25 protein-coding genes and 1 pseudogene are annotated in these 26,267 nt (G+C 64.1%); 12 read left to right on the top strand and 14 right to left on the bottom strand.

Features of this window, described 5'->3' with window-relative positions:
- Window positions 1–2: 2 nt before the first annotated feature.
- From ACLBX9_RS04840 to ACLBX9_RS04815, 6 genes are all read right to left on the bottom strand, one after another.
- Window positions 3–818: an ABC transporter ATP-binding protein gene (locus tag ACLBX9_RS04840; RefSeq protein ID WP_447718100.1), complete on the bottom strand. Its 816-nt coding sequence runs from the start codon at window positions 816–818 to the stop codon at window positions 3–5.
- On the bottom strand, window positions 815–1,852 hold the full coding sequence (locus ACLBX9_RS04835; protein ID WP_447718099.1) for a branched-chain amino acid ABC transporter permease: 1,038 nt from the start codon (window positions 1,850–1,852) through the stop codon (window positions 815–817). The genes ACLBX9_RS04840 and ACLBX9_RS04835 overlap by 4 nt, the downstream gene beginning before the upstream one ends.
- Complete coding sequence (locus ACLBX9_RS04830; protein WP_447718098.1) at window positions 1,849–2,718, bottom strand: branched-chain amino acid ABC transporter permease; 870 nt, start codon at window positions 2,716–2,718, stop codon at window positions 1,849–1,851. The genes ACLBX9_RS04835 and ACLBX9_RS04830 overlap by 4 nt, the downstream gene beginning before the upstream one ends.
- A gap of 29 nt (window positions 2,719–2,747) precedes the next feature.
- Entirely contained in the window at window positions 2,748–3,905 is a 1,158-nt protein-coding gene (locus tag ACLBX9_RS04825; RefSeq protein ID WP_447718097.1) for an ABC transporter substrate-binding protein, read from the bottom strand.
- A gap of 40 nt (window positions 3,906–3,945) precedes the next feature.
- Window positions 3,946–4,680 (bottom strand): ABC transporter ATP-binding protein, encoded by a 735-nt coding sequence (locus ACLBX9_RS04820; RefSeq protein WP_447718116.1) that lies wholly within the window; start codon window positions 4,678–4,680, stop codon window positions 3,946–3,948.
- Between the two features lie 146 nt (window positions 4,681–4,826).
- Window positions 4,827–5,453 (bottom strand): helix-turn-helix domain-containing protein, encoded by a 627-nt coding sequence (locus ACLBX9_RS04815; protein ID WP_447718096.1) that lies wholly within the window; start codon window positions 5,451–5,453, stop codon window positions 4,827–4,829.
- A gap of 260 nt (window positions 5,454–5,713) precedes the next feature.
- Here ACLBX9_RS04815 and ACLBX9_RS04810 point away from each other — a divergent pair, with 260 nt between their 5' ends.
- Window positions 5,714–8,191, top strand: coding sequence for a GcvT family protein (locus tag ACLBX9_RS04810; RefSeq protein WP_447718095.1), 2,478 nt, complete (start codon window positions 5,714–5,716; stop codon window positions 8,189–8,191).
- 348 nt (window positions 8,192–8,539) lie between these two features.
- A complete protein-coding gene (locus ACLBX9_RS04805; RefSeq protein WP_244044467.1) occupies window positions 8,540–8,686 on the top strand; it encodes a hypothetical protein in 147 nt (48 codons plus the stop codon).
- 481 nt (window positions 8,687–9,167) lie between these two features.
- On the opposite strand, the gene ACLBX9_RS04800 is transcribed toward ACLBX9_RS04805, so the two are convergent.
- Window positions 9,168–10,832: an MFS transporter gene (locus tag ACLBX9_RS04800; RefSeq protein WP_447718094.1), complete on the bottom strand. Its 1,665-nt coding sequence runs from the start codon at window positions 10,830–10,832 to the stop codon at window positions 9,168–9,170.
- Window positions 10,833–10,939: 107 nt separating this feature from the next.
- The gene (locus tag ACLBX9_RS04795) at window positions 10,940–11,863 is read right to left on the bottom strand and encodes a LysR family transcriptional regulator (RefSeq protein WP_447718093.1); all 924 of its coding nucleotides are present in this window, start codon (window positions 11,861–11,863) and stop codon (window positions 10,940–10,942) included.
- 122 nt (window positions 11,864–11,985) lie between these two features.
- On the opposite strand from ACLBX9_RS04795, the gene ACLBX9_RS04790 reads away from it, so the two are divergent.
- The 3 genes from ACLBX9_RS04790 to ACLBX9_RS04780 are packed head-to-tail and all read left to right on the top strand — an operon-like array spanning window position 11,986 to window position 14,367.
- Complete coding sequence (locus ACLBX9_RS04790) at window positions 11,986–12,693, top strand: haloacid dehalogenase type II (RefSeq protein WP_447718092.1); 708 nt, start codon at window positions 11,986–11,988, stop codon at window positions 12,691–12,693.
- Complete coding sequence (locus ACLBX9_RS04785) at window positions 12,680–13,909, top strand: CaiB/BaiF CoA transferase family protein (protein ID WP_447718091.1); 1,230 nt, start codon at window positions 12,680–12,682, stop codon at window positions 13,907–13,909. The genes ACLBX9_RS04790 and ACLBX9_RS04785 overlap by 14 nt, the downstream gene beginning before the upstream one ends.
- Window positions 13,906–14,367: a PaaI family thioesterase gene (locus tag ACLBX9_RS04780; protein ID WP_447718090.1), complete on the top strand. Its 462-nt coding sequence runs from the start codon at window positions 13,906–13,908 to the stop codon at window positions 14,365–14,367. Before ACLBX9_RS04785 ends, ACLBX9_RS04780 begins: the two co-directional genes overlap by 4 nt.
- An 851-nt stretch (window positions 14,368–15,218) precedes the next feature.
- Here the strand turns inward: ACLBX9_RS04780 and ACLBX9_RS04775 are convergent.
- From ACLBX9_RS04775 to ACLBX9_RS04765, 3 genes are all read right to left on the bottom strand, one after another.
- Complete coding sequence (locus ACLBX9_RS04775) at window positions 15,219–16,328, bottom strand: isocitrate/isopropylmalate dehydrogenase family protein (RefSeq protein ID WP_447718089.1); 1,110 nt, start codon at window positions 16,326–16,328, stop codon at window positions 15,219–15,221.
- Between the two features lie 48 nt (window positions 16,329–16,376).
- Window positions 16,377–16,796 carry a hypothetical protein gene (locus tag ACLBX9_RS04770; RefSeq protein ID WP_447718088.1) on the bottom strand — a complete coding sequence of 140 codons (420 nt, stop codon included), beginning with the start codon at window positions 16,794–16,796 and terminating at the stop codon, window positions 16,377–16,379.
- An 89-nt stretch (window positions 16,797–16,885) separates the two neighbouring features.
- The gene (locus ACLBX9_RS04765; RefSeq protein WP_447718087.1) at window positions 16,886–17,797 is read right to left on the bottom strand and encodes a LysR family transcriptional regulator; all 912 of its coding nucleotides are present in this window, start codon (window positions 17,795–17,797) and stop codon (window positions 16,886–16,888) included.
- Window positions 17,798–17,893: 96 nt separating this feature from the next.
- Between ACLBX9_RS04765 and ACLBX9_RS04760 the strand changes: the two genes are divergently transcribed.
- From ACLBX9_RS04760 to ACLBX9_RS04735, 6 genes are all read left to right on the top strand, one after another.
- Window positions 17,894–18,679: a hypothetical protein gene (locus ACLBX9_RS04760; protein ID WP_447718086.1), complete on the top strand. Its 786-nt coding sequence runs from the start codon at window positions 17,894–17,896 to the stop codon at window positions 18,677–18,679.
- Window positions 18,680–18,795: 116 nt separating this feature from the next.
- The gene (locus tag ACLBX9_RS04755; RefSeq protein WP_447718085.1) at window positions 18,796–19,845 is read left to right on the top strand and encodes an SDR family oxidoreductase; all 1,050 of its coding nucleotides are present in this window, start codon (window positions 18,796–18,798) and stop codon (window positions 19,843–19,845) included.
- Window positions 19,846–19,898: 53 nt separating this feature from the next.
- Window positions 19,899–20,909, top strand: coding sequence for a TRAP transporter substrate-binding protein (locus tag ACLBX9_RS04750; protein ID WP_447718115.1), 1,011 nt, complete (start codon window positions 19,899–19,901; stop codon window positions 20,907–20,909).
- Window positions 20,910–22,796, top strand: a complete 1,887-nt coding sequence (locus ACLBX9_RS04745; protein ID WP_447718084.1) for a TRAP transporter large permease — start codon at window positions 20,910–20,912, stop codon at window positions 22,794–22,796.
- Window positions 22,769–23,569, top strand: a complete 801-nt coding sequence (locus tag ACLBX9_RS04740; protein ID WP_447718083.1) for an SDR family NAD(P)-dependent oxidoreductase — start codon at window positions 22,769–22,771, stop codon at window positions 23,567–23,569. Before ACLBX9_RS04745 ends, ACLBX9_RS04740 begins: the two co-directional genes overlap by 28 nt.
- Window positions 23,570–23,684: 115 nt before the next feature.
- Window positions 23,685–24,443, top strand: coding sequence for an SDR family NAD(P)-dependent oxidoreductase (locus ACLBX9_RS04735; protein ID WP_447718082.1), 759 nt, complete (start codon window positions 23,685–23,687; stop codon window positions 24,441–24,443).
- Here ACLBX9_RS04735 and ACLBX9_RS04730 read toward each other — a convergent pair.
- Together ACLBX9_RS04730 and ACLBX9_RS04725 are read right to left on the bottom strand one after the other, a co-directional pair.
- Window positions 24,435–25,073: an IS3 family transposase gene (locus ACLBX9_RS04730; protein WP_447718081.1), complete on the bottom strand. Its 639-nt coding sequence runs from the start codon at window positions 25,071–25,073 to the stop codon at window positions 24,435–24,437. The two genes, ACLBX9_RS04735 and ACLBX9_RS04730, sit on opposite strands and share 9 nt — an antisense overlap.
- A gap of 70 nt (window positions 25,074–25,143) precedes the next feature.
- A pseudogene (locus ACLBX9_RS04725) lies at window positions 25,144–25,261 on the bottom strand (transposase); the annotation flags it as partial.
- Window positions 25,262–25,549: 288 nt separating this feature from the next.
- On the opposite strand from ACLBX9_RS04725, the gene ACLBX9_RS04720 reads away from it, so the two are divergent.
- The gene (locus tag ACLBX9_RS04720) at window positions 25,550–25,822 is read left to right on the top strand and encodes a DUF6894 family protein (RefSeq protein WP_447718080.1); all 273 of its coding nucleotides are present in this window, start codon (window positions 25,550–25,552) and stop codon (window positions 25,820–25,822) included.
- Window positions 25,823–26,004: 182 nt separating this feature from the next.
- On the opposite strand, the gene ACLBX9_RS04715 is transcribed toward ACLBX9_RS04720, so the two are convergent.
- Window positions 26,005–26,267, bottom strand: a 263-nt coding sequence (locus ACLBX9_RS04715; RefSeq protein WP_447718079.1) for a MucR family transcriptional regulator, incomplete at its 5' end; no start/stop codon positions are given.

Genomic DNA, 26,267 nt, shown 5'->3' with positions numbered 1-26,267 from the left:
GTTCAGGCCGTGTGGCCGATGCGCCGTCGGTCGCGGCGGGAGGCGGCCTGCGCGCGCGGGTGGCCGAGATAGGCTTCGATCACGGCCTCGTCGGTGGCGATCTCGGCGGGTGTGCCGTCGGCAATGCGGACGCCGAAGTTGAGCACAGTCACGCGCTCGCAGAGGTCCATGACGAAGCGCATGTCGTGCTCGACGAGGACGACGCTCAGGCCATCCCTTGCAAGCCCGCGGACTAGGTCGGAGACGAAAGTGGTCTCGACGGGATTGAGGCCGGATGCGACCTCGTCGAGCAGGAGAAGGCTTGGTGTCGTGGCGAGGGCGCGGGCGATCTCGAGTAGCCGTCGCCGGCCGTAGGAGAGCTGCGCCACGGGGGTGCGCGCGTCCCTGTCGAGGCCGACGCGCTCGAGGAGGGTGAGGGCTTGCACCTCGGTGGCAGCCTCCGCGCACGCCTTTGAGCCTGACGAGAAGATGCTCGCGAGGAAGCCGTACGGGACGTGCCGGTGGCAGCCGGTCATGACGGTCTCAAGGGCGGTCATCGCCTCGAACAGGCGCGGGGTCTGGAACGTGCGGCAGATCCCGGCTGCGACCCGCGCCTCCACGGAAGCGCGCGTGATGTCGAGGCCTCCAAACCGAATCACGCCGGCGCTCGCCGCCGTCACGCCCGACACGAGATCGAAGGCCGTGCTCTTGCCTGCCCCGTTGGGCCCGATGAGGCCGTGGATCGTGCCCGGGGCAACCCGCATGTCGAGCTCACGCACCGCCACGAGACCGCCGAACCGGCGCGTGAGGCCGCAGAGTTCGAGAGACAGGCCACTCATCGCCGGGGCCCCGCACGCCGCAGCCGCTCCATCGCGTCCATCGCGCGCGCGGCCTGCCCCGCAATCCCCCGCGGCATGACGGCGAGTGCCGCGATCAGGAGGACGCCGTAAGCCAGCATCTTGTATTGGGCGAAGTCGCGCAGGTACTCAGGCAGTACCACGAGGAGGGTGGCACCGATCACCGCTCCCGGTAGGCTGCCGAGCCCGCCCACGGTGATCATGATGAGGAACAGCAGTGACTCGTGCCACGTGAAGCTCTCCGGGCTTACGAACCGGAAAACATGCGGCATAAAGGAGCCCCCGAGGCCGGCGATGGCGCAACCGATCGTGATAGCGGCTACGCGGTAGCGGTCAGTCCGGATCCCGACCGAGCGCGCCGCAACTTCATCCTGCCCGAGTGCCCGGAAAGCGCGCCCGATCCGCCCATGGGTCAAGCGCAGCAGCGCCGCGTAGACGAGGGCGAGGACCGCCATCTCGACAAGAAAAAGTTCAAGCCGGGTTGTGACTTGGAACCCCCCGAAACCGATCGGCGGCACGCCCCGAATTCCGGCGGTGCCGCCGGTGAGTGGGACCCAGTTCGTCAGGATCTGGTGAACGATAACGCCGAAGCCGAAAGTCGCGATCTTGAAGTAGACCCCTGAGAGCCGGATGAGCTGCGCCATCAGCAGTCCGGCCCCGGTCGCCGCCGCCACCGCGCCGAGGCAGGCCACCGGGAAGGATAGGCCGAGCCGCTTCTCCAGCAGGATCGACGCGTAGGCACCGATCCCAACGAAGGCGGCGTGGCCGAGCGAGAGTTGGCCCGCCAACCCGACCATGACCTGGAGGCCCAGCGCCGCGATTGCATGAAAGGCCACGATGCAGCCGAGGTAGAGTGTGAATCCGCCTTGTCCGATCGGTAGGGCAAGTCCTAAGCCCATCAGGCTCGCGAAGATCAGCCAATCGCGGCGCAGGTGCCGGCCCGCAGTGCTTCGTGCCGGGGCGGCGTCCCCCCCGTAAGACGCGGGAAGCATGACGCCCTCGCTCTCGGCGCTCATCGGCGCGCGCCCGCCAAAAGGCCATTCGGCCTGACCAGCAGGATGCCGATCATGATCGCGAAGGCGATGCTGTCCTGGTATTCGGTGGCAATGAGCTGGCCGCCAAAGGTCTCCCCGAGCCCGATGACGAAGCCACCGAGCACCGCGCCGGGGATACTTCCCAGTGTGCCGACGACAGCGGCGGCGAACGCCTTTACGCCGACGACGCCCATGTCGAAGGATACGTAGGTGATGGGAGCGTAGAGCGCGCCCGCCAGCGCGCCAATTCCTGAGGCCAGCGCGAAGGACAGCGAGGAGGCCAGCCCCGCCCGGATGCCGAACGTGGCGGCGGTCTCGGGGTCGTCGGCCACCGCCCGCAGCGCCAGACCAAGCCAAGTCCGCGTGAAAAAAAGCTGGAGCCCGATCAGTAGAAGGGGCGTCGCTGCGGCAATGTAGAAGTAGACGATTGGCAGCGGATATTTGCCCACATGGACGATCTCGTGCGTCAAAGGCGTCTGGTAGACTACAGGATCGGCCCCCCAAACGAGCCGCGCCGCGTTCGCGAGCACGATCCCGACGCCCAACGTCAGCAGCACGAGGTGAATCTGGTCCGCGCCGCGCTTCAAGGCCGGCCGGAAGGCTGCACGCTCGATCACCAGGCCGAGGATCGCAGCCCCAATCATCGCGCCGAGGACCGCGATTGGGAAGGGAATGCCCGGCGCCGCCGCCAAGATCGCGTAGCCGAGGAACGCGCCGATCATCATGATGTCGGCCTGGGCGAAGTTCACGAGACCCATCGCCCGGAAGATCATGCTGAAGCCAATCGCGACCAAGCCGTAGATGCTGCCGACCGCGAGGCCGCTCATGAGCGGGATGACGAGGTTCATAGATCAATCCTCGACGTCTTCACGCCCGCCTATTTCATCAGGAAATCGAGCTTCAGCGTGTCGCCGCTCAGTTGGACGAAGGGTAGCGGGCGCTGGACGTCGCCGTTGGGCAGGATCGTGATCGTGCCGGTGGCGCCGGCGTAGTCCTTTGTGGAGAGCAGAGCGTCGCGAATGCCGTCCGGGGATGCATTGCCGGCAGCACCAGCGCGTTTGATCGCGTCGGCCAGGATGTACATGCCGTCGTAGCCCATCCCTTCGTATTGAGTGGGCGCGCGTCCACGCGTGGCCTGCCAAGTCGCCACGAAGTCCTTGCCCCGCACTGTGTCGATCGACCCGGCAAAGTAGTAGAGCGCTCCGTACGCGCCCTCCGCCGCGGGCCCGGCAATCTCGCGGAACTGCTTGATGGCGGGCGAGGTGTTGGCGAAGGTCGGCAGCTTGATCTGCAATTCGCCCATCTGCTTAATGATCAGCCCGGTGTCCGTGTAGAAGCCAAGGATCGCCACAACGTCCGGTTTCGCATCAGCCATCTTCGACAGGATCGGCTTGAACTCGCGTCCGTTCGGCTCGTAGGCGACGCGCCCTGCGACTGTGACGCCCAGTGCTTTAGCTTTCGCCTCGAAAGCATCTGCTAGTGACTGCCCATAATTGTCGTTTCGGGCGAGGATGTAGGTGGACTTCGCTTTGAGCCTGTCCAGCATCCACTGCGCGGCGCTGGCCGAGAAAGTTTTTGCGGTCTGGGCGATGCGCGCGAAGTAGCGATTGCCCTTCAACGTCAGGCTGGTGTCCTGCGCCAGATGCGACAGCAGCGGCACCTTGGCCGCCTCGGTGATCTCGATGGCGGCGGCTGTTTCAGGGCTCGTGCACCCTCCGAAGACCGCGCTCACCTCGTCCGCGTCGATCATGCGCTGGACAGCCTGAGCCGCCTGGCCCGGGTTGCCGCCCGTGTCGGCCGTAACGAGGGTGATGGTGTCGGCGCCGAGCATCTTCGACTTGGCGATCTCATCAAGGGCGACTTTCGCCGCTTCAAGCGAGTCGTTCCCGTAGACGGCGACTGCCCCCGAGAGCGGACAAAAGAAGCCGACCTTGATCTCCCGGGCCGCCAAGTTGGCGGTGGCGAGTGGTAGCACGGTCAGGGCGAGTAGGACCGCCTTCAGCGCTGATTGAGCCTTATGCGCCCTGCCCTGCATGGTGGACTCCCTCTCACTCAGCGATCGACTGTGCTCCGCGTCAGCCGACGCCGAGGTAACTGGACCGAATCTCCGGATCGGACTGAAGCGTCGCGGCCTCGCCCGATCGCACGATGCGCCCGCGCTCCAGCACGTAGGCGCGGTCGGCAACATCCAGCGCCTCGCAGGCGTTCTGCTCGACCAAAAGGATCGTCATCCCGTCCCGGGCCAGCGCGTCTATCATGTCGAAAACAGCCTCGATCAGCATTGGCGCCAGGCCCATGGACGGCTCGTCGAGTAGGAGCAGACGAGGTCGAGCCATCAGCGCCCGGCCCATCGCCAGCATCTGCTGCTCGCCCCCGGACAGCGTCGACGCCTTCTGGCGTCGCCGTTCAGCTAGCCGAGGGAACGCCGTGTAGACCCGATCGAGGTCCGGCCTCGGCGCTAGGCCGCGTCGGTGCGCGAAGGCCCCGACGGCGAGATTTTCCTCAACTGTGAGGGAGCTGAATACGCGCCGGCCCTCTGGTACGACAGCGGCGCCCCGCGCCACGAAATCGGCCGGGTCGGCACTCGCGATATCCTCGCCGAAGAGGCTTACATGTCCCGAGCGCGGCCGGAGCAGTCCCGAGATCACCCGGATGATTGTAGACTTGCCTGCCCCGTTGCGCCCGAGAAGGCTGACGACTTCGCCCTCACGTACCGTCAGGCTGACGCCGGACAGGACTTGGACCCCGGGCAGGTAACCCGCGTCGATATCCGTCAGAGCGAGTGCCGTAGGCGTACCGGACGATGCCATTGGAAAAAAAGAGCACAGATTTTTTTGTTTGTGAAGCGGCAGCGTGGAGATTTTGTGCGCGAACGCCGGCCACGCGACCGTCGTAGCTGGCTCTGGGGTTTGAAGCTTGGTTTGCGCGACTCGGCGCACGATTTGGAATCGGCGTCTCAATAATGCGGTGGCGTAATGATCCAGATGATCTCAGCCGAGACTGTGCCAGTGTTCGCGCAGCGGTGGACGGTCGTGCTTGTGAAAGAGAAGCTGTCGCCTGGTGTCAGCTTGAAATGTTTGTCCCCAATCCACAGGTCAAGTGAGCCGCGCATCACGTACCCTGCCTCCGCGCCTTCGTGACTGTAGAAGTCGCTGTCGGCGCCCGGCTCGATCACGCTGAGCAAAACCTCGAGGGGTCCGTTGAGATTTGGCGAAAGTAATTCTTCATGGATTCCGGTGCCTGTGAACGTCATCTTACGCCGCCGTCCGGCGCGAACTATGAACTCGCGTTCTTCAACAGGGCCGAGAATCTCGGGCTGGAAGAACCAATTCATATGAACCCCGAAAAGATCGGCGATCTTCTTGAGGACACCGATCGGGAGTTTGGAGCGATTGCGCTCGATCTGGCTGAGATAACCTGTCGATATGCCGACGCTGCTCGCCACCTGATGCAGCGTTAAACCTTTGATCTTGCGCAACTGCCTGAGCTGCTCGCCGAGCATGAGTTCGTCAGGCTGAAGCTGGCTCTCAGTCTTCGTCGGGAGGGTATCCAGGACGTGAGAGACGAAGGCTCCCCTTTTCATGTGGCCATCGTATTCCCTGACGGCGCCGGTAGGTGTCGCCCGTCGCGGGCGCCCGTGCGCAAGACGCTCCCATATATGTCCAGGACTGGTCGGCTGTCACCGGATTCAGCGAGTCGAGCGATGCTGATGGCCGGCGGGCGCGAGCGGAGTTGCATCCGCGACGACTGGCACGACGAGAGCTATGTTCACGTGCGTGAAAAATATGCTACTTCTTTCACATCAATGGGGCCGCCGCGACGGCCGGTTGGGTGGAGAGTGGCATGCCGGAGCTACCAGGTCGGGCACGCGTCGTCATCGTTGGAGGCGGGATCGTCGGCTGCAGCGTCGCCTACCATCTGACACTGCGTGGCTGCACAGACGTTGTCCTCCTCGAACGCAAACAGTTGACCTGCGGAACTACGTGGCACGCGGCCGGACTCGTGGGTCAGTTGCGGGCGACGCACAACCTGACGCGGCTCGCTCAGTACACCGCAGAACTTTACAATAGGCTTGAGATGGAGACTGGGCAGGCGACCGGCTTCCTCCAGGTCGGCTCGCTCGCGGTGGCAACGACGCCAGGCCGCATGGAAGAACTGACGCGCGGTGCATCGATGGCACGCTGTTTTGGGCTCGAGGTCGACGTGTTGCGTCCCGGACAGGCCCGCGAGCTTTGGCCGCTCCTCAACACGGACGACCTCGTCGGAGCGGTCCACCTGCCCAAGGACGGTCAGACCAACCCGATTGACACAACGCAGGCGCTGGCCAAAGGCGCGCGCAGCCGGGGCGCCCGGATCTTCGAGGACGTCAAGGTCGAGCACATCGTAGTCGAGGGCGGCAGGGCCGTGGGCGTGCGCACTGCGACTGGCGACATCCGGGCGGACGTCGTCGTGAACTGCGCCGGCATGTGGGCGCACGAGATTGGCGCGCGGGCCGGCGCCGCGGTGCCACTCCACGCCGCCGAGCACTTCTACGTCGTTACAGAGCCGATCCCCAACCTCCCCCGCCATCTGCCTGTCCTGCGAGACGCGGACAACTGCACCTACATCAAAGAGGACGCGGGCAAACTCCTGGTCGGCTGGTTCGAGCCGGTGGCCAAACCATGGGGAATGTCAGGCATTCCTGAGACGTTCTGCTTCGACGAGTTGCCGGACGACCTGGATCACATCGAGCCTTTGCTGGAAGCGGCGGTGCGACGCGTGCCGGCACTTGGCGAGGCCGGGATCCAATTGTTTTTTAACGGACCCGAGAGCTTCACGCCGGACGACCGCTACCTACTCGGCGAGACGCCCGAGGTCCGCAACTTGTTCGTCGCGGCCGGCTTCAACTCCATCGGCATCCAGTCGGCTGGCGGCGCGGGCAAGGTGCTGGCAGATTGGATCATCGACGAGCATCCGCCGATGGACCTTTGGGACGTCGATATCCGGCGCATGATGCCTTTCCAACGCAACCGGACGTATCTGCGCGACCGCACGGTCGAGGGACTCGGCCTGCTATATGCGATGCATTGGCCCTTCCGGCAGCCGGAGACCGCGCGCGGCGTACGCCGCTCAGCCCTGCACGACCGCCTCAAGGATGCTGGCGCCTGCTTCGGCGAGGCCGCTGGCTGGGAGCGCCCAAATTGGTACGCGGCACCGGGGGAGAAGCCCGCCTATCATTACAGCTACGGCAGGCAGAACTGGTTCGACCACTCGGCGGCCGAGCATCGCGCGGTGCGCGAGGAAGTCGGGCTCTTTGATCAGTCTTCGTTCGCCAAGTTTGTGGTCGAAGGACCGGATGCGGAGCGGGTCCTCAACCGCATCTGTGCCAACGACATCGCGGTGCCGGTTGGGCAGATCGTCTACACGCAGTGGCTCAACGATCGAGGTGGGATTGAGGCGGACCTGACCGTCACGCGGGAGGCGGAGGATCGCTTCCTTATCGTCACGGCGGCGGCCACGCAGACGCGTGACTTCGCTTGGCTCAAGCGCAACATCCCGGAGGGCGCGAGGACCCATGCCTTCGATGCAACTTCGGCTCATGCCGTGCTCGGCATAATGGGACCGCGCGCGCGAGACCTGCTCCAATCCCTGACGGATGCGGATCTGTCCAACAAGGCGTTTCCGTTCGCGACCTCACGGGTAATCGATCTCGGTTACGCGCGCGTCCGAGCGAGCCGCATCACCTACGTCGGCGAACTCGGCTGGGAACTCTATATACCGACCGAATTCGCCCAGGGCGTCTACGACGAGATTATGAGGCGGGGCGAGGCTGTCGGCCTGCGCCTGGCGGGTTATCACGCGATGAACTCGCTGCGCATGGAGAAGGGCTACCGCCACTGGGGACACGACATCACGGATGAGGACACGCCCTTCGAGGCGGGTCTCGGCTTCGCTGTGGCGATGGACAAACCAGGCGGCTTCACTGGACGCGACGCGCTATTCCGCAAGAGGGAGCGCGGACTCGTCCGGCGCCTCGTGCAGTTCACCTTGGATGACCCTGAGCCGCTGCTCTACCACAACGAGCCGATCATTCATGACGGCCGCACCGTTGGTCGGGTTACTTCGGCGATGTTCGGACACACAATCGGGCGTTCGATCGGCCTAGGCTATGTCGCGGATCGAGGTGCTGTCGTGACCCCTGACTTTGTCAACGGAGGAGGCTTCGAGATCGAGGTCGCTGGTACGCGCTTTGCCGCAGGAGCATCGCTCAGCGCCCCGTACGACCCTGCCAATTTGCGTGTGAAGGACATCCGCGTGGAGGCCGCTAGACAGGTCGCCTGAAAATGTTGGTCCGGTCCAAGTTTCGAACCATTTCAGAACTGCAGCCCAATCGATAATTTTCAAAGCTGACTTTGAGATCGCCGACGCCGGAATTGAAAATATTGTATGAGACTTGAAGATGGCATCTCTCGTCGTCGCGTTGATTGGACGGATGTTTCAGGCATCAGCGTGGAGATATGCGACGTAAGTGTCGCGCCTCTATCCGACTTGCATGAACGCCTGTTTGTCGGCCATCTGAGCGGCCCCGATTGCGGCTCAGCCGGCATCGGGCGCCAATCGGCATCCGCGTCGCTTCTATCGATTGAGCCGGGCGCACCTTGTCGTCCATCACAGGAGGGAGGAGAACCGATGGACCGTGAGCGCGACCGCGACGTGGCCGAGGATCTGATCGAGGACGCCCGCAAGCAGACGGGCAACAGCGAAAAGACTGAACGGCCGGGACAGGGCACCGACCAGCCGGGCGGTGATGATCCCGCCAAGACACCGAAGGACTGACGGCGCTCGGGCATCGACCCTCCGTCGGTCGCCTCAAGGCTCGACGTCGTGGTGCTGTCTGTCGCGACGCCTGTGCCGCCCTACCCTGCCGCCTCCCGCGCCTGGCAAGCTCTCTGGCTTTGGCTGCGCCGGAACTCGGCGTCTCTGATCCACGCTGCGGCCGGGAGGCGTGCGCGTGTTTCTCACCCGAGCCGAACGATCATGGGCCCGTAAGGGACTGAGGGCGATCTACAAGAGTCTCGAGAGCAGCGACGTTCGCCTGGGTCTGAAGCTGCCGGATCCGGTGATTTCAAGCTGTCGCTCGGATGATCGCCACTTCAGTGCATGTCGCCTCTCGTCCAGCTCGTAGGCGATCGCTACAGCCTCAACGTGTCTATGACCGTTTAGATCTCGGCCTCAACGGCGATGCTGTTACGCTGAACCGAACTGACAGCGACGAATGCTCAAGGTTGCAATTACCGTCAATCAAGTGTTGCGCAATTCAATCTCTGGAAAATATATCAATATTGTGCGACTCTCGAATACAGAAGAGGCCGATCAATCCCGAGATCGCAGCAATTGTAACAGGATACCAAAGCCCCGCGAAAGCGTCGCCGGTTTCCGCGACGATGGCGAAGCAAATGGCTGGGAGAAAGCCGCCGAAGTAGCCGTTGCCAATATGGTATGGGAACGACATGGCGGAGTATCTGATCCGCGTCGGGAACATCTCCACGAGGGCTGCGGAGATAGGCCCGAGCGTCATCGCGCCGTAGGCCATCAGCACTGTGAGCAGCAAGACGACCATCGGCTTGTTGATCGCGGCTGGGTCGGCGTGAGCGGGGTACCCAACACCGGCGAGTGCCGCCTGCAACTGGGTGGCAAACGCCTGCTCCAGCCGCTTCGCCTCCGCTGGTGGTCGGTCGGCGAGCGAAGGAGCTTCGATGTCGGCCGCTCCAACCCTGACGTGTGCAGAGGCGGAAGGAGCGCTCACTAGCGTGTAGTTCGCTGCGCTCGAGGCTAGGATCTTGCGCGCGATATCGCATGGGCTTGTGAACCGTGCGATCCCGATCGGATTGAATTGCAGGGAGCAGGCGGTGGCATCCGTGGTAACGACGATGGGCGTACCTTGGCGAGCTGTGGCAAGTGCCGGATTGGCAAACACCATCAGTCCGTGGAAAATCGGGAAGATGGTCAGCGCCGCCAGGAACGAGCCTCCCAGGATAACCGGCTTTCGGCCGATCCGGTCGGAGAGGCGTCCGAACAGGACGTACATCGGTATGCTGATCACCAGCGCCGTACCGACAAGCAGGTTGGCGCTGGCCGGATCGACCTTGAGCGTCTGCGTCAGGAAGAACAACGTGTAGAACAGCGCGGTGAACCACACCACCGCTTGTCCGGCGAGGAGACCGAACAATCCCTGAAGTACGAGTTTGACGTTGCTCCACTGCCCAAAAGCTTCGCGCAGGGGGGCTGGAGAGATACGGCCGGCGCCCTTCACTCGTTCGAACGCGGGTGACTCGGACATCGAACGGCGGATGTAGATCGAGATGACCAGAAGCAGGGCCGAGAACAGGAACGGGATCCGCCAGCCCCACGCATCGAACCCCGTTCCGGAGATCTGCCGCGCGGTCGTCACGACGATGAGAGACAAGAGCAGGCCGATGGTGGAAGTCGTCTGAACCCACGCCGTGTAGGAGCCACGCTTGTCCTGAGGCGCGTGCTCGGCGACGTAGGAGGCTGCAGCGCCGTATTCACCACCGATCGCGAAGCCCTGAACCATCCTGAGCAGGATGAGGAGCGCCGGGGCCAAAACGCCGATTTGCCCGAAGGTCGGCAAGGCACCAAGGAGCACCGTCGCGCCGCCCATAAGGATCACGGTGAGCATGAAGGTCCGCTTACGTCCCTTCTGATCGCCCATGCGTCCGAACACCAGCGCCCCGATCGGCCGGACGATGAAGCCCGCCGCAAACGTCAGGAGTGCGAAGATGAAGCCGGTGCTGGCGTCGAGGCCGGTGAAGAAGTTGCTGGCGATCGTCGCGGCGAGTGCGGCGAACACGAAGAAGTCGTACCATTCCAGGGCCGCGCCAACACAAGCGGCGAGCACGACTTGGCGCTCGGCGTGACCGATGGGAGCGGCAGCATCGCTAGCTAGGCTGTCGACCGTCATCCTGTCCTCCCGTATTCCGGCGGCTACTTTTGCGGTGGCCGATACCTGGAAAGTCGGAAGGCTAAAGGGCGGACGTCTCGGCGCCCTAATCGTTTAATGGTATGTTGTCATTGATCGGCTGAATGAGCGCTCGAACCCGGCGCCACCACCCTCAGCCGCTGTTTCAGCCAGCGTATCGCGTCATTGCCTTCGTTTCGGCGGTGCCAGTAGATCGTCCAATCGAAGGGATCCGATGGAAGTGGCAGATCCCGCATCGTCAGCACACCTCCGGTGATCGCGAGTGCGAACAGCCGCGGCATGACGGAGATCAAATTCGAGCGCTCAAGCACGTAAGGCACGAGCATCCAGTGCGGTAGGTTGAGGACAACGTTGCGCGTTTTGCCGAGGCGAGACAGTACATCGTCGGCAAAGCGGAGATCGGTCGGTGACATCGACACCTTGAGATGCTTGGCAGCCAGGAAGGCGTCGGGCGTCAGTTCGACCAGTGCTGCCGGGTGCTCCCTGCGCATCACGCACACCATGCGGTCTCGCATCAAGGGTTCGGATTGGATCGAGGCCGCATGTTCAAGTCCCATGCTGACCGCGACGTCGATCTCGTCCCGCTCCAGCGCGTCCGTCGTGCGGTGCGGCGAGAGGTGAACGACGTCGAAGCGGATCGCAGGGGCGCTCTCGGCGAGGTCTGCAACTAAGGCCGGCAGCAACAGCCGGCCGAGAAGGTCAGACAGCCGGATCGCGAAGCGGCGGTCGGACGAGGCGGGGTCGAAGCGTGTGTCACCTTCTAACACCCGCTCGATCGAGCGCAGTACCTGCCGTACGGGCTCGACGAGTTCACGCGCCCGTGGTGTGGCTTGCATGCCCTGCGGCGTGCGCACCAGCAGCTCATCCTTGAAGACATGCCGCAGCCGCGACAGCGCATTGCTCATGGCCGGCTGGCTGAGACCAACCTTCTCAGCCGCACGTGTGACGTGGAGTTCGGTGAGTAGGGCGTCGAGCGCCACCAGCAGGTTGAGGTCGACCGACCGTATGTTCATGCCCTCCAGCCTCCTTGCCCGGCCCATTCAGCCGGTGAATGTGAGCAGATCAAAAACCCATTTCACCGACCGCTTGAAATGCGCCCTTGATGCGGTGGACAGAACCACCGGGAGGATAAACGATGGCAACGGACGCTGAGGCTCTGAAGACCAAGATCAAGGTTTGTATGTTCGACCAGTACGGCACGGTGGTCGATATGCAGGGCGGCTTGGTCAAGGTCGCGACCCCGTACCTCCAGAAGAAGGGTTGGACCGGCAAACCGAATTCCTTCGTGACCTGGTGGCGACGCACACACTTCGAAAACTCGATGATCGATGCCCTCCTCCATCGCAAGCATACGCCCTACCGAGACATCGGCTTTGCAGCCGTATGTAGCGTGCTCGATCGCGCGAAGATCTCATACACCGACGAGGAAGTGCGAGAGCTCGTCGCCGCGATCGAGAGACTCGAATGCTTCCCGGAGGTGCCTGAGGCGCTGGCTCGCCTTCAGTCACGCTACAAGCTTGTCGTCCTCTCCAATGGCGACCCCGACATGCTGGAAACGGCGAAGCGCTACCACAAAGTGCCGTTCGACCAAGTCATCTCGGTTGCCGAGGCGAACGCGTTCAAGCCGCATGTCGCGACCTACCGCAAGGCGGCCGAACTGGCGGGCGTTGCCATGGACGAGGTCCTGTTTGTCGCCAACCACGAGTTCGACTGCGTCGGCGCGAAGGCAGCGGGCATGCACACCGCTTTCATCAATCGCCGCGGTCGCCCCTTCGTCAGGACTCCATACCGGCCGGACCTCACGGTGCCCACCATGGCGGACCTGGCCGATGCGATGGTCTGACGCCAAACCGCTCGACGGCATCAGGGTGCTTGACCTGTGCCGAGTTGTTTCCGGACCGTTCGCCACCATGCAACTCGGTGACCTCGGCGCCGATGTGCTCAAGGTCGAAGAGCCGCTGCGCGGTGACGAGTCGCGAACCTACGGTCCACCGTTCTGTGGTGGAGAGAGCGCCTACTTCCTGTCGATCAACCGCAACAAGCGCAGTTGCGCCCTGGATTTGAAGTCTGAGGCCGGCAGGGATCTGGCGCTTCGGCTAGCCTCCGCCGCCGATGTCGTCATCGAGAACTTCCGGCCCGGTACGATGGAACGATTGGGGCTCGGTTACGAAACCCTCGCTGAGGTGAACGCGCGGTTGATCTACTGCGCGATCTCGGGCTTTGGGCAGACAGGCCCCAACGTCAATCGGCCCGGCTACGACCTGATCGTGCAGGGCGAGTCCGGCGTCATGGACATCACCGGCGACCCCGCCGGGCCGCCCACGAAAGTCGGCACGTCAATCGCTGACCTCGTGACTGGCCTCTACGGAGCGCAGGCCGTACTGTCGGCGCTGATGCAGCGGGAGCGTACCGGTACGGGTGGACGCGTCGACGTATCGATGCTCGACGCCATGGCCTCACTGCTGACCTTCAATGCCGGCATGTATTTCGCCACAGGAAACAGCCCGCGTCGGCGCGGCAATGCCCACCCGACGATCAGCCCCTACGAGACCTTCCAGGCGGCCGATGGCTGGATCAACGTCGGTGTCGCGAACGATCGGTTCTGGGGCGCCTTCTGCGAAGCCCTCGGTCTAGGCGAACTTGCTATGCGGCCCGAGTTTGCCCGAGCCTCAAATCGTGCTGCACGACGCGACGAGTTGAAGACGATCCTGGAACCGATCTTCCTGGCAGAGACGCGCGACCACTGGATCTCGATGCTTGGCGCCGCCGGCGTGCCGTGCGGAGCGATCCGGACCGTCGGCGAGGTCTGCGAGGCGCCACAACTGTCCGAACGTGGCGTGGCCAGGTCCTTCGCCCATCCAAGTGCGGGTGATGTACGCTACCTCGCGAGCGCGGTACGCTTCGACGACCAGCCCCCTCCGGATGCACTGCGCCCTCCCCTGCTAGGCGAGCACACCGCGGTCGTCCTGGCAGAATGGCTGGGGTTGCAGGAGGCCGACGTCGATCGGCTTTCCGGCGAAGGTGCGTTCGGTCGCTCCATAACCGGGGAGGAAGCATGACGGGCGATCAAGCGGCCGAGCGAGCAGCGCTCGGCGATGAAATGCTGGCTCGAGCGCAGGCGAGCGAGACGCAAGAATTCGGCTCGTTCTTCCTCTCGCGGCTCCTGGGTTTCGAGATCTCCTATGCCGGCGAGACGTGCTCAGTCCGTTTTGACGCCAATCCAACCTTGTTCAACCCGCAGGGGACGCTGCACGGCGGCATCCTGGCGACCGCCATGGACGTATCCATGGGTCACTTGCTGCATCGATTGGATGGCGCAGGTGCGACTCTGGAGATGAAGGTCCAGTATCTCGGGGCTGTGACGGCCGGGCACGTCCGGTGCGATGGAAGCATCCTGCGCCGCGGACGCGGGATCTCCTTCCTGCAATCGCATGCCTTCAACGACGATGATAAACTTGTCGCGCACGCAACGGCGACCTGGAAACTACTTGGGCCGCCATCCGTAGGGCACAGATAGTTCCCCCAGATAATGGGCGGACTGCATCGCCTACCATGCCTTTCTACAGGGCGTGGCTCAATCAGTGACGGACACCGGCGTTCAAGGCTGGCGAACGATGTGATGCCGTTCGCCTCGACCAACGCGACGAATGCCGCAAACGCGGCCTGTTCGGTCTCGAAGCGCTCGTGCCGAGCTGTGCAGCCGCCGCGCTGGTCGACCACCCCCAATCGCCAAGGCTCGTTCGTGTTCGCGACCCGGTAGATCTCGACCTCGACGGTGATGTCGTCACGGCTGAACCGACCGGACAGCGACGAATGCTCAAGGTCGTGATCCGCGTCCATCACCGTAGCCTCGACGTGTTCGCCTCTCCGCCGGAGCTTCGCGGCCCCGAATATTGCCAGGTGAAGGGCAGTCAGGAGGCGAGGTGCTCGCGCGCCCGTCGCAGCGCTTGCAAGCGCTCCGTCCACTCATCCCGTGCCTGTCGCTCGGCTTCGATCTCCGCCCAGACCTCGCTCGAAGGTGACTCGCGGATCTCAGCCTTCAACTGAAGGCTCGTGCGGTCGGCGTAGCGGGAAGTCGGGAAGTGAGACATGCACCCTCTTCGTTGGCCAGCGTCGGGCCGAGATAGGGCACGAATCCAAGTCGTCACGCCTCTTTCCTGGCATTGCGAAACAGCCTGAGAACACGATCGGAGCGAAGAAGCTTACCTCGACAGGCCGCTCAAAATCGCCGCGATGCCGAAGCCGAACGATATGCAAGCGGCGACGAGCAGCAGTTGATTACATCGGCAGCCAATGTGGAGCCCCGGCCGTGGCTCGACAGTCGGGTAGGTCCAAGCTACGTTGAACCCATCATCCAGCCTCTCAGCGTTAAGCTGAGCGCCCGTGGGCGAGGTGGGTTACAGCCTCAGCGACGGCATCGCCCATCGCCGACGTTGAGGCTGTACCACCGAGATCCGTGGTCAGCGTCCCTGAGCCCGTCACCGCTCCTACTGCTTGGTCGATCAACCCGGCGGCCGTCAGCGCGGCTCTGTCGCTGTGCTTCGTGCCGAGCCAGCTCAGCATCATGCTTGCGGATAGGATCGTGGCGATCGGGTTGGCGATCCCACGCCCAGCCAGGGTCGGTGCCGAGCCGTGCGAGGGCTGGAACATGCCATGCGTATCACCGATGTCGCCGGACGGCGCCATACCGAGGCCACCGCACAGCGCGGTAGCCAGATCCGACAGGATGTCGCCGAACATGTTCTCCATGACGAGCACGTCGTAGCGCGCTGGTTCCTGAAGCACGGACAGCGAAAGAGCGTCGATGAGCGCGTAGTCGTAGGCGATCTCGAGGAACTCGCCACGCGCCACTTCGGTGAAGACGCGGCGGAAAAAGGCCATCGAGCGGAAGATGTTCGCCTTGTCGACGCAGGTCACCAGTGGCCTGCCGTCGAGCGGTCGGCCCGAACGGCTACGCGCCAAGGCAAAGGCGGCGCGGGTGATGCGCTCGGTGCCGCGGCGGCTCACCAGCATCGTATCGCCTACGACCTGATCGGTGATCTCGGTCCCGCCGTCGAAGGAGGCGAACAGGCCCTCCGTGTTCTCACGCACGATGACGAAATCGACAGGACAGCCGCGATCGACGATCACCGGTACCCCTGGATAGCGCTTGATCGGGCGCACGCCGGCGTAGAGGTCGAGCGCTTTGCGCAGCCGGATGATCACGCGGCCTTGGACTTCAGTGCCGTCGGGCATGAGAACGTCCGGCAGCCCCATGGCGCCGAGCAGGACGGCGTCCGCCGCTCGCGCGGCCTCGAACGTCTCGGCAGGCAGCGCCTCGCCGGTTTGGCTGTAGAGCGCGACGCTGGCTGGGTAGGGCCTGATATCGAGGGACAGGCCGGACACCGCTCCCTCGACGGCATGCAGCACCTTGACCGCTTCATCGAGGACTTCTGGTCCGATGCCGTCCCCGCCGAGCGTGACGATCGTGTAGGCCATCTTTCGTCCTCAGTGTTCCGGAGTGACGTTTCGAAGCCGCATCTTCACTCAGGCGCGACGAATGCTCTCAGGGACGTCAAGGGGACGGTTGTCGCTGTCGAGGAACTCCACCGTCGTGAAGACGAGCTCGCTGTCACCGACATTCTCGAGATCGTGGACCATGAACTCACCCGGACCGTAGGTCATGTGGCGGGTATCGCCGGCCTTGTAGGCCGTCTCCCGGGTCGTACCGTCACCGAAATGGGAGCGCGCGCGTCCGTCCGTCAGCACCGTCCAGAAATAATCGAGTACATGACGGTGGAAGCCGATCCGCTCGCCGGGACCCAGGCGGAGCGACCAGACTCGCACGCGGTCGCTTTCCGAGACGAGCTGCTGCCCGACGCACCCGTTTAGGTTGTTAGTCGTGAGCTCCGCCCGGATATCTTCCGGCCAATCCGTGCCCGCTCGCAGGTCTGTCGTTGCGTCCATGGGTTCTTCCCTGCAGCTTGTTCCCGACGCCCACTTAAGTCCGTCGCAGGTACGGTCTTCAAGTCGCGCACGCGGAAACAGAGTGTTGATCACGCGGCGGCCGCGGTGATGGGTCCCTTGGAAAGCTTGCTTCGGCAGAAGTCGATGAAGGATCGAACCTTCGGGGGTACCTGCTCGCGGCTGTGATGCAGCGCGTAGATAGGGGTCGGCGTGTCCAGCTCGAATTTTTCGAGGAGGCGCACGAGGCGGCCTGCCGCCACGTCATTGCCGACGCGCAGATCCGTCGCGCGCCCGATCCCGATCCCGGCGATGAGGGCCTCGTAATTGGCGTCCCCGTTATTCGCCACAAAGTTGCCCGTCACCTTGACCCCGAACACCTGGCCGTCGCAGCGGAACGTCCATTCGTTGGTTAGGCTACCCATCCCGCTCAGGAGAAGACAATTGTGGTCGGCGAGGCCTTCGGGGCGCTCGGGCGTGCCCCGCTCGGCCAGGTAGGATGGCGCCGCGCAGATGACGCGTCGGCTTTCCGCGAGCTTGTGGGCGATCAGCGATGAATCCGGCTGCGTTCCGAACGCAATGATCACGTCAGATTCCTGAACCGGATGGTTGGGGTCGTCGGTCAGGACGACGTTGAGTGCGAGGTCGCGATAGGTCGCCAGGAACTCCCGCATGAGGGGCAGGATCGAGTGAAGACCGATCATGACCGGGCTCACCACCCTAAGGACGCCGCGCGGATCCTGCTGAAATGCCATGGCAGCCTGCTCCGCCCGATCAATCTCGGCGAGTGCCTGGCGGCTGTGCTGCAGGTACACCTGGCCGGGCTCAGTCAGGCTGAGGTGGCGCGTCGTCCTGTTCAAGAGGCGGACACCCAGCCGTCGCTCGAGTTGCTCGACGCGACGGCACACCCCTGAACGGGTGATTCCGAGCGCACCAGCAGCACTGCTCAGACTGCCGCGATCGACAACTGCGACGAAGATTTCCATGTCGCTCGTGGCCGCCACCGTTGATCTCCGTTGAACACTGTGTTGCTCGCCATAGCATGATCCAACGACCGCTGGGGAAATATTGCTGGCTGACAAGAACAACGGAGGGGGAACATGTTATCTGCTGCTTGGCTCGGGCTCGCCGTCAAGCTCGTGGCGAGCGCGGCCGTCGTCGTCATCGCTTCCATGATCGCTGAAATTTCGGGCCCTCTCGGGGCCGCCATGATCGCCTCCCTGCCGGTCTCGGCAGGCCCCGCCTATGTCTTGTTAGCGCTCGAACATGACCGTGCCTTTCTGGCCGCAGCCGCCCATGGCGGTCTCGTCGTCCTGCCGGGGACGGCCGCCTTCATCGTCATCTACGCGTTTGCGGCTTCGATCGGCCTTGTCGCCAGTCTCATGTCCGCGATGGCCGGCTGGGCCGTCATTGTATGGGCTCTGCAACGGGCCGATCTGCCCGCGCCGGCTGCGCTCGCGCTCTGCCTCGTCGCCTTCATCGCGGCGGCCTTTGTGACCCGCCACCTGTTCGCGGCGCCTCCTGTCGGCAGAGCCGTCCGCAGGTGGTGGGACGTGCCCGCCCGGGCCCTGCTGGTGGCGGCCCTGGTGGCTGCCGTCCTCGCATTTGCGCAGATCTTCGGTCCAAGTGCGGCCGGCATGACCGCCGCTTTTCCGCTGACGATGACGAGCCTCGTCGTCATCGTGCATCGCCGGCTCGGCGCTCTCACCAGCGTCGCCATGCTGGTCAACGCTCTCCCGGGGATGCTCGGCTTCAGCGTCGGTATGGCGATCGTTGCCGAGGCCACCTTCCTGGGCAGCACAGCGGCGCTTTGTCTGGCGCTCGCCGTCGGGCTAGCTTGGAACATGGCCCTCCTCCGACGAGCGACGTGGCGCGCGCGTAATTAAAGGGCGCGGTTGAGCAATAGGCAACACAGTGTTGCCGCCGCTCCGATTGTGCGCGCTCGCTTCCACCGGCACTCTCCGATCAAGAGCCTGAGCTCATAAAACAGAATGGTAGAGGGATGAAGCGTCGCGTCGCGTTAATACTCGGGGGCACCGGCATTACCGGGCGCGCGCTCGCCGCACATCTCACCTCTCAGCCGGATTGGGAGGTGGTGAGCGTCTCGCGCCGGGGTGAGGGCGACCAGAGTGGGGTTCGCAATCTATCCGCCGATCTGACGGACTCAGATTCCTGCCGGGTGATCCTGCCGCTGGTTCCGGACGTCACGCATGTCTTTTACACGGCTCTCCTGAACGCCCCGACGTTCCTCCAGCAATGCCCGCCGAACGCGGCCATGTTCCGCCAAGCGATCGATGCTCTCGCGGACGCGCCGAAGCTCGAACACGTTTGTCTTGTCCAGGGCACCAAGTACTACGGACAGAATCTCGGGCCGTTCAAGAACCCGGCCAAGGAGGATGATCCGCGGCATATCCCGCCAAACTTCTACTACGACCAGCAGGATCACCTCGTCGCCGCGAGCGCCGGGCGCGCATGGTCATGGTCCTGCGTGCGGCCGCACCTGATCTGCGGCTTCGCGCTCGGCAATCCGCTGAATCTGATCTCCGTGTTAGGTGTCTATGCCACGCTGTCGCGCGAACTCGGGCTGCCGCTGCGTTTCCCTGGCAACCCCGGCGCCTTCACCTCGATCACGCAGGCGACGGATGCAGGTCTTCTCGCCCGCGCGATGACCTGGATGGCGACGACCGAGAATTGCGCCAACCAGGCCTTCAACATCACGAACGGCGACCACTTCAGATACGTCAATCTCTGGCCGCGGCTCGCCGAGCATTTCGGAATGCATCCTGGACTCATCCAGACGATCGATCTGCCGGCCTTCATGGCGGACAAGGGCGAGCTTTGGGATAGAATCGTCGCAAAGCACGCGTTGAGGCCAACCCGCTTCGACCAAGTCGCCGACTGGAACTTCGCCTCCTACACCTTCGGGGTGAACTGGGACGTGATGTCCTCGACCGTCAAGGCGCGCCAGTTTGGGTTCGTCGAGGCCATCGACACCGATGACATGATCCTCGGCCACCTGCGGCAGCTGCAGGCCCAGCAGATCATCCCGTAGCGCATTGCGGGTCGCGGCTACGCCGTCAAAAACAGAACAGGGAGGGCAATATGATCGGGGTGACAAGGCGGCTATTCGGCCAGGCAGCGATCGGCGGGGTCGCGATGGCGTCGATCATGCGCCGGCCCGCGCATGCGGCCGAGTTCAGCTACAAATTTGCGAGCAACCTCGCCGATACCCACCCGATGAACGTGCGCCTGAAGGCGGCGTTTGACGCCATCCGGTCCGAGAGCGGCGGCCGGCTGTCCATCGACATGTTCGCGAGCAGCCAGCTCGGCGGCGATTTGGAGGTTCTGTCCCAGCTTCGTTCCGGGGCGGTCGAGTTCTACGAGATGGCCGGCGCGCAACTGTCGTCGCTGGTCCCGCTTGCGACGTTGAACGGGGTCGGCTTCGCCTTCAACTCCATCGACGATATCTGGAAGGCGATGGACGGCGAAGTCGGGGCGCTCGTGCGCGCGGCGATCAACAAGGCCAACATCTTCGTCTTCGAGAAGATGCACGACAACGGCTTCCGCCAGATCACATCGAGCGACAAGCCGGTGAAGACACCGGACGACCTGAAAGGACTCACGATCCGGGTGCCTCAGAGTGCGCTCTCGACCTCACTGTTCAAAGCCTTCGGTTCCTCTCCTCAGGGCATCAATTTCGGCGAGACCTATACCGCGCTCCAGACGCACCTCGTGTCTGCGCAGGAGAACCCGCTGGCGTTGATCGACTCGGCGAAGTTCTACGAGGTTCAGAAGTTCGTCTCCATGACCAACCACATGTGGGACGGTCTGTGGGTGATCGGGAACGTCGCGGCCTGGAAGGCCCTCCCGGACGATGTGAAGACGATTGCGGCCAAGCACATCAACGAGGCGGCCATCGCTGAGCGCAAGGATGTCGCGGCCCTCAACGACACGATCGCGACGAAGCTCAAGGGGCTTGGGATGACCTTCGTGGATCCCGACCGGGCCGCATTCCGCGACGCGCTCGGAAAGACGAGCTTCTACGCCGACTGGAAGAAGCGGTTCGGCGACCAGGCCTGGACGACCCTCGAGAAGTATACCGGGAAGCTCGGCTGAATGCTCACCGTCGCCGATAAGGAGTTCGAAACCCCGCAAGCGCGCGAGAGAACGCGGTTTCAGGCAGTAGCGTTTACGCTTGACCGCGGCCTCGGCCTCGTCGTGGACGTCGTGGCCGCGATCCTGGTCGTGGTCGAGGTGGCGATCCTCTCCACCACCGTTGTGTCTCGCTATGCTCTGAACCAACCCGTGACCTGGAGCGACGAGCTTGCCTCGCTCGTCTTTCTCTGGCTCGGGATGCTGGGTACGGTCGGCGCGCTTCGACGCAACGAGCACATGCGGCTCACGCTGTTTCTCGGCAATCTCCGTCCGCAGGCCCGAGCGGTGGTCGACTTGGTCGCCACGGGATGCGTAGCCGTGTTCCTCGCGCTTCTAGTGGGGCCGACCTTGAGGCTCGTCGAGCAGGACTACGACATCCTGTCCGCCGATCTCGGCATTCCGGCCGCGTACGGTGTGGCGGCGGTCTCGGCAAGTGTCGTCCTCATGCTGGTCTCAACCGCTCTACGCGTGGCCGCGTCCGTCCCGCTCCCCCGGTTCCTGGCTGTCCTGGTCCTGACCGTAGCGGTCGCGGGCGGGCTCATGCTGGCGAAACCCGTCTTGCTCGGCCTCGGCACGCTCAACCTTCTCATCTTCTTCCTGTTCGGGGTCGCCCTTCTGATCGCGATCGGGGTGCCGATCGCGTTCTCGTTCGGCTTAGCGACCCTGCTCTACTTCGTATTCGCCACCCGCCTGCCGCTTTCGGTCATCGTGGGGCGCATGAACGAGGGGATGTCGAGCGTCATCCTGCTCACAATTCCGCTCTTCATCTTTCTTGGCCTTCTGCTGGAATGCACCGGACTCGCCCGACGCATGGTGGATTTCCTGGCCATGCTGTTCGGCCATTTCCGCGGCGGCCTCGGTTATGTACTCCTGATGGCGATGTACCTCGTGTCCGGCATCTCGGGCGCGAAGGCGGCGGACATGGCGGCCGTCGGTCCCGTGCTCATCCCGGAGATGAAGCGGCGTGGCATGCGGGAAGGAGATCTCGTCGCGCTCCTGGCGACCTCGGCCGCCATGGCGGAGACGATCCCACCGAGCCTGGTCCTCATCATCATCGGCTCCGTCACGGGCGTCTCGATCTCGGCCCTGTTCTCGGGCGGCCTGCTGCCGGCGGCGGTGGCGGCCGTGATGCTGTCTGTCGCCGTGTATCTCCGGTCGGGCCGAGACCATGTCGAGCGCGCCCGCGAGGCGCGGCGCCGGGCGATCGGGCTCGCCTTCCTCAGCGCGCTCCCGGGATTGATCCTGCCCTTTATCATCCGCGCCGCGGTGCTCGAAGGCGTCGCGACCGCCACGGAGGTGGCCACGATCGGCATTCTCTACATCATCGTCGTCGCCCTCCTAATCTACCGCTATTTCCCGCTTCGCCGAGTGGCCGAAACGCTCGTCGCCACGGCGTCCATGTCAGGCGCCATCTTGCTGATCATCGCGCTCGCGGGCGCGATGTCCTGGGCGCTGACGCAATCCGGATTCTCTCGTCAACTCGTCGCCATCCTGACCCATCTTCCGGGCGGAGCGGCCGGGTTCATGGCCGTATCGATCGTGATGTTCATCGTGCTCGGATGCGCGCTCGAGGGCATCCCGGCGATCGTCCTGTTCGGGCCGCTTCTCTTCCCCGCCGCGAAGGCCCTCGGCATCAATGACGTGCACTACGCGATGGTGGTGCTCCTCTCGATGGGCTTCGGGCTGTTCGCGCCGCCTTTCGGCTACGGCTATTACACGGCCTGTGCGATCGCCCGCGTGTCCCCCGATCGCGCCATGCGAAATATGGTCCCGTACCTTGCCGCGCTTGCGGTCGCCATCATTCTCGTGGCGGCGGTGCCGTGGATCAGCACGGCATTCCTGCCGTGATGCTGTTCGGCCGGAAGCGGGTCGCGATCACCGGGGCGGGGTCCGGAATCGGCCGCGAAACGGCCCTGCTGTTCGCCCGCGAGGGTGCCCGCGTCGCCTCAATCGATGCCGACTCCGACTCGAGTTCGCGCGTTCGCGATGAGATCCTCGCTGAGGGGGGCGAAGCGCTCTCGTTCGGTCTCGACGTCCGCGACGAGGCGGCATCGGCGGCCACCTTCGACGAGATCGCTGCGCGCTGGGGCGGGCTCGACATCCTTGTCTGTGCGGCCGGGATTCTCCGAAGCGGCCGCCTCGCCACCATGGACCTTGCGGTATGGGACGAGGTTCAGGATGTGAACGTGAAGGGGGTGCTTATTGCCTGCCAGCAGGCGGTGCGCCTATTCGCCCGGTCTGAGCCGGACGCAACGCCTTGCAAGATCGCGATGGTCGCCTCTGCATCGGCTTCGGCGCCGAAGGTCGGGCTCGGCGCTTATGCAACCTCGAAGCTCGCACTCGTCCAGATCACGCGCGTTCTCGCGGCCGAACTCGCGAGCGAACGGATCAACGTCAATGCCGTCGCACCAGGCACGATCGCGACTCCGATGATCTCGAACTTCACCGAATCGGCGGACCCGAGCGGGTTCAAGCTTTACGGCGCGGCCCCGATCGGCCGGATGGGTGAGCCGTCCGACGTCGCGAACGCGATCGCGTTCCTGTGCTCGCCGTCGGCCGATTTCGTGACAGGTACCGTCCTCTCCGTCGATGGCGGCACGACCGCAACCTATCCAGCCTGATTAGGGTGCCCGGTGTTGAGGCGCGGTCACATCACTGTTCCGGCCGCCGCGAGTTCTCGAGGAGAGGAGCTCGAAATAGAACGATCCTCACGAAGCGACGTGCGACGAGGACAAAATGTCAGAACAGCAAAGAACAATTATCGTGACTGGCTCCGGCCGCGGCATTGGTCGGACCGTTGCATGCGCCTTTGCAGGCCAGGGTGAGGCCGTGGTGGTGGCGGATCTCGTGCATGAGCGTGCCGAGGAGACGGTTGCCATGATTTTGGCAGATGGCGGGCGCGCTGAGGCCGTCGCCGTGGACGTGCGCCACGAGGGCTCGGTCAGGGCTATGGTCGGCGCGGCGATGCAGCTGACGGGACGCATCGATGTCCTAATCAATGGTGCAGGCGCTTACGGCGAAGCGTTCCGGGCCACCCACGAGACGCCCGAGGAGGAATGGGACCTCGTGCTGGATTCCAACCTGAAGGGTAGCTTCCTCTGCGCCAAGCATGTCATCCCGGCGATGGTCGAGGCCGGCGGCGGCCGCATCATTAACTTCTCGTCCAATGCCGGCCGGACGACGAGCCCGCTGCTAGGGGCCTCCTACACCGCCGCGAAGGCCGGGGTGTTCGGCCTGTCCCGTCATCTAGCGATCGAATACGCGTCCAAGGGTATCCTGGTGAATACGATTGCACCGGGTCCCGTGAACGGCGACCGCGTCGGAGACCTTCTGCCGGCCGAGGGCAAGCGGAACGGACTGGCGTCGCAGATCCCGCTCGGCCGATTGGCGGAGTTCGAGGACATCAGCGACGTCGTCCTCTTCCTGGCCTCGAACGCCTCGCGCTTCATGACTGGCGCAATACTGGATGTGAACGGCGGGTACGTTCTAGCCTGACGCGAGCACAACGTCCGCTTCGAAGACGCCGGCCGGGTCACTTGTATGGCCGGCTTGGGCGCGAAGCCGAACGTCCGGCTTTGCGCACTCAGGCAACCTGGCGCGACGTGGTCTGGCCGGAAGCGGAATGACACCGAAGCGGCCCTGGACGCAGGCCAGCATCAGAGCGCGCACCATCTGGCCGGTGATGCCGCCCGTAGAAGCTACCCAGGCGATCACCTCGCGGTCATGGGTGTCGATGGCAAAGGCAACCCGGACGACCTCGCCGTTCCTGCAGGTGATCTCCAGCGCATCCGAGGACCAGCGTTGGTTCGATGCGGAGGCGATGACGCACTCCTCGTGAGCGCGCACCGGTCGCATGCCGGTGTGACGCTGGAGGAGCAGGCCGCTCTGCTTCATCAGGCGGAACAATCTCTTATGGTTCAAGAGCGGTTCGCCAGTGGCGCGGCGCGTCCGGTTCAGGATCGCCGTCACCCGCCGATAGCCGTAGGTCGGTCGCACGTCCGCCACGGTGCGGATGGCGGTCAGGATGACGTCGTCGTCGGCGCGGCGATAGGAGCCCCGAGGGCGCGCGCCGCCCTGCCGCTGCTCGATCAGGTTGGAGCGGGCCACCCCCAACACGTCGGCCACGACCTTCACCGGGAAGAGCTACCGGAGGACGACGGCAACGGCCACGCGACTTTTTTTACTCGCGCGGCGGCCAAGGCCTCCTTCAGCACCTCGACTTCCAGCGTCTTGCGGCCGAGCAGACGCTCCAGGTCGCGCAACCGGGCTTCCAACTCCCGCACCCGGCTGGCGGCGACGACCTCCTCGTCCGACACCTCGGACTTCCGGCGCAGGTCGCCGACGGAAGAGATCTCTTTGGCCATGGCGGATGGTTAGCGCGGCTCCCCTGCCCCGTCCATGGTGGCAGATCAGAGCGCGTCCGAGTTAGATCGCACTGCGACACATCCGGTCGTGTTGACGCAGCCGGAGCAAAACTAATCTCGGAACAGGGTGCTCGCAGCCAAGCTGTGTCAGCATATATACAATCGCGGACACGATCACACGGCATCCGCGAGCGAGGCTTTCACCCGCCCCTGCCGATAGCGATGGGAGCGGTCTGGATGCCGCGCTTCTACTTCAACGTCCACGACGGCAAGACCGGCCTCGATGTGATCGGCACGGACCTGCCGAGTTGGGAAGCCGCACGGGTCGAGGCCCTGCGCTTCATGGGCGAGATCATGAAGGACAATGCGCCGCTCATCGCCCTGGACGAGGATTGGCGTCTTGAAGTGACCGACAGCACCGGCCTGACCCTGTTCCAAGTGGCGCTCGTGATGACTGACACGCCTGTTTCGCTGCGCGGCGTGCGGGATGAGGAGGACGATGCTCGCTGAGCAAGAGCGCACCGGCCACTCCACGGCTTGCCACCTCCCGCAGGATTTCTCTAGGCCATGCCGGAGAGCTATGGCGGGGTCCGTGCCCGTCCACCAACGCATCCTGTATAATGATGCAATGGCCCTACCAGCTCCTAATAGGATCGGGCGGCACGCGGGGCATCGCAGCAGTGCAACTTTGCTTAGGTAGCCCTGCGGCGCCCCTTTGGCTGCTTCGGCTGCCGCTCGGCCATGGCGCCGGGCTGTCCGAGGCCGATGGCCTTGGCGAGGGCGGAGCGCTGCTCGGCGTAGCTGGGGGCGACCATCGGGTAGTCGGCCGGCAGGCCGTAGCGCTCACGGTAGCTCTTCGGGTCGAGGCCGTGGCTGGTGAGGTGGCGCTTGAGCGTCTTGTAGGTCTTGCCGTCGATGAAGCTGACGATGCCGTCGGGCCGGACCGACTTGCGGA

This window comes from Methylobacterium sp. A49B, assembly GCF_053346215.1.
The sequence above is the reverse complement of the archived record's forward strand: the minus strand, read 5'-3'. Positions and strand labels throughout refer to the sequence as shown.

Bases quoted from the DNA above. Each gene is read 5' to 3' on its own strand.
- ACLBX9_RS04840 (WP_447718100.1), bottom strand. From the start codon at position 818: ATGAGTGGCCTGTCTCTCGAACTCTGCGGCCTCACGCGCCGGTTCGGC.
- ACLBX9_RS04835 (WP_447718099.1), bottom strand. From the start codon at position 1,852: ATGAGCGCCGAGAGCGAGGGCGTCATGCTTCCCGCGTCTTACGGGGGG.
- ACLBX9_RS04830 (WP_447718098.1), bottom strand. From the start codon at position 2,718: ATGAACCTCGTCATCCCGCTCATGAGCGGCCTCGCGGTCGGCAGCATC.
- ACLBX9_RS04825 (WP_447718097.1), bottom strand. From the start codon at position 3,905: ATGCAGGGCAGGGCGCATAAGGCTCAATCAGCGCTGAAGGCGGTCCTA.
- ACLBX9_RS04820 (WP_447718116.1), bottom strand. From the start codon at position 4,680: ATGGCATCGTCCGGTACGCCTACGGCACTCGCTCTGACGGATATCGAC.
- ACLBX9_RS04815 (WP_447718096.1), bottom strand. From the start codon at position 5,453: ATGAAAAGGGGAGCCTTCGTCTCTCACGTCCTGGATACCCTCCCGACG.
- ACLBX9_RS04810 (WP_447718095.1), top strand. From the start codon at position 5,714: ATGCCGGAGCTACCAGGTCGGGCACGCGTCGTCATCGTTGGAGGCGGG.
- ACLBX9_RS04805 (WP_244044467.1), top strand. From the start codon at position 8,540: ATGGACCGTGAGCGCGACCGCGACGTGGCCGAGGATCTGATCGAGGAC.
- ACLBX9_RS04800 (WP_447718094.1), bottom strand. From the start codon at position 10,832: ATGACGGTCGACAGCCTAGCTAGCGATGCTGCCGCTCCCATCGGTCAC.
- ACLBX9_RS04795 (WP_447718093.1), bottom strand. From the start codon at position 11,863: ATGAACATACGGTCGGTCGACCTCAACCTGCTGGTGGCGCTCGACGCC.
- ACLBX9_RS04790 (WP_447718092.1), top strand. From the start codon at position 11,986: ATGGCAACGGACGCTGAGGCTCTGAAGACCAAGATCAAGGTTTGTATG.
- ACLBX9_RS04785 (WP_447718091.1), top strand. From the start codon at position 12,680: ATGCGATGGTCTGACGCCAAACCGCTCGACGGCATCAGGGTGCTTGAC.
- ACLBX9_RS04780 (WP_447718090.1), top strand. From the start codon at position 13,906: ATGACGGGCGATCAAGCGGCCGAGCGAGCAGCGCTCGGCGATGAAATG.
- ACLBX9_RS04775 (WP_447718089.1), bottom strand. From the start codon at position 16,328: ATGGCCTACACGATCGTCACGCTCGGCGGGGACGGCATCGGACCAGAA.
- ACLBX9_RS04770 (WP_447718088.1), bottom strand. From the start codon at position 16,796: ATGGACGCAACGACAGACCTGCGAGCGGGCACGGATTGGCCGGAAGAT.
- ACLBX9_RS04760 (WP_447718086.1), top strand. From the start codon at position 17,894: ATGTTATCTGCTGCTTGGCTCGGGCTCGCCGTCAAGCTCGTGGCGAGC.
- ACLBX9_RS04755 (WP_447718085.1), top strand. From the start codon at position 18,796: ATGAAGCGTCGCGTCGCGTTAATACTCGGGGGCACCGGCATTACCGGG.
- ACLBX9_RS04745 (WP_447718084.1), top strand. From the start codon at position 20,910: ATGCTCACCGTCGCCGATAAGGAGTTCGAAACCCCGCAAGCGCGCGAG.
- ACLBX9_RS04735 (WP_447718082.1), top strand. From the start codon at position 23,685: ATGTCAGAACAGCAAAGAACAATTATCGTGACTGGCTCCGGCCGCGGC.
- ACLBX9_RS04720 (WP_447718080.1), top strand. From the start codon at position 25,550: ATGCCGCGCTTCTACTTCAACGTCCACGACGGCAAGACCGGCCTCGAT.